This is a genomic window from Actinomadura sp. NPDC048955 (assembly GCF_040649435.1).
GTDB classification, from domain to species: Bacteria; Actinomycetota; Actinomycetes; order Streptosporangiales; family Streptosporangiaceae; genus Spirillospora; species Spirillospora luteofluorescens.
The window spans coordinates 1-6,954 of sequence record NZ_JBEZJI010000126.1 but is presented as its reverse complement, the minus strand read 5'-3'; the positions used below and the strand labels follow the sequence as shown (position 1 = coordinate 6,954).

Annotated in this window: 7 protein-coding genes; 1 reads left to right on the top strand and 6 read right to left on the bottom strand. The window is 74.5% G+C overall.

The genetic code is table 11. The features are described 5' to 3' along the window. The 3 genes from AB0C84_RS44955 to AB0C84_RS44945 form a co-directional block, all read right to left on the bottom strand. The coding region (locus AB0C84_RS44955) for a response regulator (protein WP_361078807.1) at positions 1 to 244 on the bottom strand (244 nt) is incomplete at its 3' end. 20 nt (positions 245 to 264) lie between these two features. Continuing rightward, positions 265 to 693 (bottom strand): pyridoxamine 5'-phosphate oxidase family protein, encoded by a 429-nt coding sequence (locus tag AB0C84_RS44950; protein WP_361078805.1) that lies wholly within the window; start codon positions 691 to 693, stop codon positions 265 to 267. After that, a complete protein-coding gene (locus AB0C84_RS44945; RefSeq protein ID WP_361078803.1) occupies positions 674 to 1,876 on the bottom strand; it encodes a histidine kinase in 1,203 nt (400 codons plus the stop codon). The genes AB0C84_RS44950 and AB0C84_RS44945 overlap by 20 nt, the downstream gene beginning before the upstream one ends. Positions 1,877 to 2,033: 157 nt before the next feature. Between AB0C84_RS44945 and AB0C84_RS44940 the strand changes: the two genes are divergently transcribed. After that, positions 2,034 to 4,700 carry an alpha/beta fold hydrolase gene (locus AB0C84_RS44940; protein ID WP_361078799.1) on the top strand — a complete coding sequence of 889 codons (2,667 nt, stop codon included), beginning with the start codon at positions 2,034 to 2,036 and terminating at the stop codon, positions 4,698 to 4,700. A gap of 72 nt (positions 4,701 to 4,772) precedes the next feature. Here AB0C84_RS44940 and AB0C84_RS44935 read toward each other — a convergent pair whose 3' ends face one another. From AB0C84_RS44935 to AB0C84_RS44925, 3 genes are all read right to left on the bottom strand, one after another. Continuing rightward, positions 4,773 to 5,105 carry a cupin domain-containing protein gene (locus AB0C84_RS44935; RefSeq protein ID WP_179841827.1) on the bottom strand — a complete coding sequence of 111 codons (333 nt, stop codon included), beginning with the start codon at positions 5,103 to 5,105 and terminating at the stop codon, positions 4,773 to 4,775. A gap of 43 nt (positions 5,106 to 5,148) precedes the next feature. Beyond that, entirely contained in the window at positions 5,149 to 6,354 is a 1,206-nt protein-coding gene (locus tag AB0C84_RS44930; protein WP_361078796.1) for an Ig-like domain-containing protein, read from the bottom strand. Positions 6,355 to 6,483: 129 nt separating this feature from the next. Beyond that, the coding region (locus AB0C84_RS44925; protein WP_361078793.1) for a 6-phosphogluconolactonase at positions 6,484 to 6,954 on the bottom strand (471 nt) is incomplete at its 5' end.

Below are 6,954 nucleotides of genomic sequence, written 5' to 3'. Positions count from 1 at the left end.
CCCGGGCGAGCCGCTCCGCCCGGGCACGCGCTCTGCGGCCCTGCGGGCTCCGGGCGAACCGCTTGATGCGGTCGATGTGCACCACGTCGGGCCGGTGCTGGTTCACGGCGGCGACGACCTCGGCGCCGTCGGCGACGTCCGCGACCACCTCCAGGTCGTCGGCGCTCGCCAGCATCATCGACAGGCCGGCCCGGACGAGCGCGTCGTCGTCCACGATCAGGACGCGGACGGGAGGGGAGTCCATCCCGCCACCCTACGGGCGGTTCAGGGGCGGCGCAGTCGGCGTCCGGTGACGCTGGAGGCCGCCAGCCGGAACCACGCCTCCCGGTCGCCGCCCGGCCACGGCCGGACCTGCGCGACCTCGGCCTTCTCGGCCTCGGACAGGGGGTGCGCGCCGCCGCGCAGCAGCACGCTCCAGCCCTCGTGGCGGGCCTCCTCGAACCGGTCGACCTCGAAGGCCGCCCGGACCTCTCCGCCGGTCACCGCCGACAGCAGGTTGCGGTTCAGCCGGCCCGACGCCGACGTGCGGAAGATCACCGAGTCCCCCTCGACGGCGTAGTTCACCGGGACGACCGTCGGTCCCTCGCCGTCGTCGAACGCCACCCGGCCGATGGTGCCGCCGGTGAGCAGCTTCATGCACTCGGCGCGGTCGAGTTCTTCGAGGACGGGCTCGTCAGAGGAGTTCGCTGCCATGCGTATCACCTTTCCCACCGGTCCCGGCGCCATGCGCGGCCCGCAGCGGAAGGCGGGCGCGCAACCGGAACCGGCCGTCGCCGGTGCGCCCGTGCTCCAGGGTCCCGCCGAGCAGCGCCACCCGCTCGGCGAGGCCGACGAGCCCCGTGCCGGAACCGGGGAAGGGCAGGGCGGGCGGGCCGGGGGGCAGCGCGTTGACGATCTCCACGTCCAGCTCGGCCCCGGCGTCCAGGGACACCCGGACCTCCGCGCCCGGCGCGTGCTTGCGGGCGTTCGTCAGGCCCTCCTGGACGATCCGGTAGGCGTGCCGCCCGACGCGGGACGGGACGAGCCCGGGATCGGGGACGTTCTGCTCCAGGGCGACGCGGCCCCCGGCCCGCCGGGACTCCTCCACGAGCCCGGGGACGTCCGCGAGCGTCGGCTGCGGGCGTTCGGGGTCGGCGCCGGGGGCGTCGTCCCGCAGCACGCCGATCACCTCGCGCAGGTCCTCCATCGCCTCGTGGGCGCTGCGCCGGATGATCCCGGCGGCCTGGCGCTGCCCGTCCGGCGTGCCCGGGCCGAACTCCAGCGCCCCCGCGTGCACGGCCAGCAGCGAGATGCGGTGCGCGAGGACGTCGTGCATCTCCCGGGCCAGGCGCTCGCGTTCCAGCAGCCGGGCCTCCTCGACCCGCAGCCGCTGCTCGGTCTCGGCGGCGCGGGCCCGCTCCTCCAGCGAGGCGATGAGCTGCCGCCGGGACCGCACCAGCATGCCCGTCGTGACGAGGACCGCGTAGATCAGCGCGAAGATGACGCTGCCCTGGAGGAACTCCTCGTGGGGGGCCGTGAGCCGGAACAGGCCGATGATCAGCGCCAGGCTGGCGCCTGCGACCGGCAGCGCGATCCGCCATGGGCGCAGCATCGCCAGCGAGTACATCGCGATCGCCGCCGTGCCGAGCGTCGTCGTCGCCGTCCACTGCGCGAACACCATCACGACCGCGAAGGTCACCGGGTGGCGGCGCCGGAAGAGCATGAGGAACACGCAGGCGACGGCGCCGATCAGCACGTCCCGCCGGACCGCGATCGTCTCCCCGGGGGGCAGGTCGTCCACCGTGCCCTGGAGCAGCACCCAGCCGAGCACCATCGCGGCGCCGGCGGCGCCGACGTCGCCGAGCCAGTCGCGCCATGGGCGCCGCAGGAGGTCCACCCGCCCAACGGTAGCCATGCCGCCCGCCCCGGACAGCGGCCGCAGGTCGGCGGCGCCATCGACTTTGGTCGACGGGCGCCACTGGGGCTGTCCCCACCCCGCTGTCGCCCGCTGCCCGCAGTGCGCCCGCGCCCGCGGCTGCCTAGCGTCGGAGACCATGACGACCACACAACCGAGGCGGCCCCGCGCCGCCAGGCGGGCGGTCGCGGTGCTGGCGGCGGGGGCCGCGATCGCCGCGGCCGCCGCCGTCCCGGCGCCCGCGCGAGCCGAGCCGGCGCCGAACGGCTGCACCGACCGCACGGCGACGCTGCGGGCCCTGGAACGGATGACCGGGACGCACGGGGTCACCGGCGCCGCCGTGCGCGTCGACGACCCCGCGTGCGGGACGTGGACGGCCGGCAGCGGGGTGGCCGACCGCCGCACGGGGCGGCCGATGAGCGCGGACCTGCGGGTACGGATCGCCAGCGTCACCAAGACGTTCACCGCCGTCACCGTGCTCCAGCTGGCGCGGGAGGGCCGGATCTCGCTGGACGCCCCCGTCGAGCGCTACCTGCCCGGCCTGCTCGACCGGGGCGGCTACGACGGCCGGAAGATCACCGTCCGCAGCCTGCTCCGGCACACCAGCGGCCTGCCCGACTACATGGACACCTTCCCGAACTCGGACGGGTACCGCTTCCGGCACTTCGAGCCCCGAGAACTGATCGATCGGGCGCTGGCGCTCCCGCCCCCCGATCCCGGCTGGCACTACGCGACCACCAACTACATCATCGCGGGGCTCATCGCGGAGAAGGCGAGCGGGCACAGCCTGGAGGACGAGGTCCGGCGCAGGATCATCCGGCCGCTGCGGCTCCGCGACACCTACTGGCCGGGCGACCGGACGCGGATCAGGGGACCGCACGCGCGCGGCTACCTGCGCGAGGAGCGCGACGGGACCGTCCGGTGGGACGACTTCACCGAGATGAACACGACGGTGGCGTGGGCCGGGGGCGCACTGGTCTCCAGCCCGCGTGACCTGAACGCCTTCTTCGGCGCGCTGATGGGCGGCCGGCTCCTGCCCCCGGGGATGCTCGCGCAGATGAAGCAGACGGTCCCCGCCGACCCCGACCGCATCTGGGACGGCGCCGCCTACGGCCTCGGCCTGATCGCGACCCCGCTGCGCTGCGGCGGGACCTGGTGGGGGCACGCCGGCGGCCTCGAAAGCTACATCACCGTCTCGGGCGTCGGGCCGTCCGGGCGCCGCGTGACGATCGACTTCAACGAGAACCCGTCCACCAAGGAGGCGTTCGACGACCAGATGAAGCTCGTCGAGACGGCGTTCTGCGACGGGGCCGCCGCACCGGGCACGGCGCCGACCGCCGCGCCCGCCGCCGCGCCGGCGTCCGCCACGTCCGGCACGGGCGGTCTCGCCCGCTTCTACGACCAGCGGCTGAACTGGAAGGAGTGCACGCTCAACGACGACGACGAGATCGGAAGGGAACTCGACAAGGCGGGCGCCGCGTGCGCGGACGTCACCGTCCCGCTCGACTACCGCCGCCCGGAAGGCCGCACCATCACCGTCGCGATCTCCCGTCTGAAGGCGTCCGACCGCGCCCACCGCATCGGAACGATGATCCTGAACGGCGGCGGCCCGGGACCGGCCCTCGACATGCCGCCCTACATGCGCTCCGTCATGGGCAAGGCGGGCCCGCGCTACGACCTGGTGGGCATGGACCCGCGGTCGCTCGGCCGCAGCGCCGCGGTCGACTGCCGGGGGCCCTCCGGGACCTGGATCAAGTCGGCGGGGGAGAGCCGCCGGTCCTTCGACCGGTCCGCCGCGTTCGCCAAGGACCTCGCCGACCGGTGCGCGCGGACGAACGCCGGCGTCCTCCCGCACATCAGCACGCGCAACATCGCCCGCGACATGGACATCGTCCGGGGCGCCCTCGGCGAGCGGAAGGTCTCCTACAACGGCGCGTCCTACGGCACCTACCTCGGGTCGGTGTACGCGACGATGTTCCCCGGCCGGCTCGACCGCGTCGTGCTCGACAGCTCGGTCGACCCGACCCGCTTCGGCCCGCGCCTGCTGGCCGGCACCGAAGGAGCCAACGACCGCGCGCTCGGAGCGTGGGCGGAGTGGGCGGCCGAGCGCGACGCGACCTACGGTCTCGGCGGCACGCGCGCCGAGGTCCTCGGCACCGTCCGCGGCCTCGTCGCGGCGGCCGCGAGGACGCCGCTCGCCGTCGGCCGGTGGCGGGTGGACGACACGACGCTGCCCCTCGTGCTGTTCAACCACCTCGACACCGACGAGGACCAGGCCAGGGCGATGCTGGCGGAGTCGGTGCGCGTCTTCGCCAAGGCCGCGGCGGGGGAGGGCGTCCAGCCGACCAAGGAACTGGACGAGGAGCTGACGTTCCTGCTCACCGGCGCGGAGTCGGTGTACGGGAGCGGGCAGACCGCCATCATCTGCGGGGACGCGGACACCCCGCGCGACCCGGAGTCCTACTGGCGCGACATCGAGCGGAACCGGGCCGCCAGCCCGCTGTTCGCACCGCTGACCCGCAACGTCAACCCGTGCGCGTTCTGGCCGGTGCGACCCGCCGAGCGGCCGACCGAGGTCGGCGGGCGGCTGCCCGCGCTGATGGTGGCCGCGACCGGCGACACCCGCACGACCTACCCGGCCAACCAGGCACTGCACGGGCTGCTGCGCGGATCGCGGATGGTCACGCTGGACGCCGACGTCCACGCGCCCTACCAGCGCGGCTACCCGAACACCTGCGTCAGCGAGACGGTCAACGGCTACCTGCTGACCGGCCGCCTCCCCAAGCGGGACTTCACCTGCGCCTGAGGCGCCGGCACCCTCCCGCGGGGCCGGGCCGACCCGACATCGGGCGGCCCGGCCCGGCGCTTCCCCGCACCGTCAGCCGGACTTGGCCACGGTGAGCAGCACCGCGGCGTCCTCCAGCGCCTCCAGGCTGTGCCGCGCGTCCGGAATGATCAGCAGGTCGCCGGCGATGCCGTCCCAGGAGTCCTGGCCCGCGACCAGCCGGACGCGGCCCCGCATGACCAGGACCGTCGCCTCGCCCGGGCTCTCGTGCTCCGCCAGCGCCGTGCCCGCCGTCATGGCGATCAGCGTCTGGCGCAGGACGTGCTCGTGCCCGCCGTACACGGTGTCGGCGCCGCGCCCGGTCGAGGCCGCGGCGGCGCGCTTCATCAGGTCCCGTACCTGTGCGTCCAACGAGAGCTTCTGCATGGCACCAAGTGTGCCAGTGGGGCCGCGGGCGGCGCCGGTGACCTCAGGTGAGGGGCGTGCCCATGACCGGCTTGCCGACGGCGCCGCCCTCCAGCCAGGCGTCCCACGACTTGGCCCACGGCGTCGGGCCGTTCCCGAACTGGAGCCGCCGCGACGTGCCCGTCACCTTCACCACGTCGCCCCGGTTGGTGAAGTCGAAGAACCACTTGGCGTCGCCCGGGGAGGCGTTCACGCACCCGTGGCTGACGTTGTCGTTGCCCTGCGCGTCGGTCGACCACGGCGCCGAGTGGACGAACGTCCCGCTGTAGGTGAGGCGGACGTTCCACTTCGTCGGGATCCGGTACTCGCCGGGGTCGCCGGTGGTGGCCGAGTCCATCACGATGTGCGCCGCCTTCTCCTGCGCGATCATCGTGCCGCTGTAGCTGTCGTGGCCCGGCTTGCCGAGGCTCACCTTCATGGTCCGCACCGTCCTGCCGCCGTCGGTCACCGTCGCGCGGTGCTTCTTGGCGTCGACGGTCGTGATGTGCCGCGGCCCGACGGTGAAGCCGACGCTGCGGTCCTTCATCCCGTACATGCCCTCGCCGGCCTTCAGCCCCGCCAGGTGCGCGACGACCTCCACCTTCTGCCCGGACGGCCAGTAGTCGCGGGGCCGGAAGTCGACCTCCTTGTCGCCGACCCAGGACCAGGCGCCCTCGACCGGCTTGGACATGCGGACCTCAAGGGCCTTCTCCACCGCCACCTTGCCGGCCTTGGTGCTCACCGGCCTGGACAGCAGCAGCTGGACGGGCATGCCGACGCCGACGGTCTCGCCGTCCAGCGGCGACATGCCGCTCTCCAGCTTCTTGCGCGGCGTCAGCGTCGTGAACGTGGACGTCGCGGTGGCCTGCTTCCCGCCGTCCCCGGTCGCCTTGGCCGTGACCGTGTACGTCGTGGACGGCCGCAGCGTCCACGACGACGTCCACGACTTTCCGTCGGAGGCGAGCTTCCCGCCGGCCTTCGTGCCCTTCTTGCCGTAGGTGAGGGTCACGCTGGTGAGCCTGCCGTTGTCGGCCGTGACGGTGACCGGCCTGTCCGGGGCGGCCTGCCGCGTCCCGGTGGCGGGCGTGACGGCGAGCTTCACCGCGTCCTCGGACTTGCCGCCGTCGCCGCCCCCGCCTCCGCCGTCACCCCCGGAGGAGCAGCCCGCCGCGGCGATCACCACCGCCCCGGCGACCGCCGCGCCCACCGTCCCGGTCCGACCCTTGAGCACCTGAGAACTCCTCACGCTCGACGCGGGTTTTCCCTCGGTCAGGGTATGCACGCTTTCGAGCGAGGCATGCGGAACCGCCGCTACTGTTCAGTCTTCTCCCAGGTGTACGGGCCTTTCTTCATGCGCGGTTCAAGAGGGCGTGACGCGCCCCGTGCCCGGCGGGAGCTCGGACGCCGCGGCGCGGTCGAGCAGGAACAGGGTCCGGCTCCGCCCGCGGGCCCCGGCGCACGGGACGTGGAACGGGTCCGCGTCCGGCGCCAGCCCGAGCCCGATGGCCTTGGCCTTGGACTCGCCCGCCGCCAGCAGCCACACCTCGTCCGCGGCGCGCAGGGACGGGAACGTCAGCGAGATCCGGGTCGGGGGCGGCTTCGGGGCGCCCCGCACCGCCGCCACCGCGCCCTCGTCGCGCAGCGCCGGCAGCTCCGGGAACAGCGACGCCACGTGCGCGTCGGGGCCGACGCCCAGCATCAGCACGTCGAAGGCCGGAACCGGGCCGTCGCCGGGCCCGGCGACGGCCCCCAGCGCCGCGCCGTACCGCGCGGCCCCGGGCTCCCGGTCGGCCCCCTCCCCGCCGGCCCCCGCCGGCGTGGCCTGGTCCCC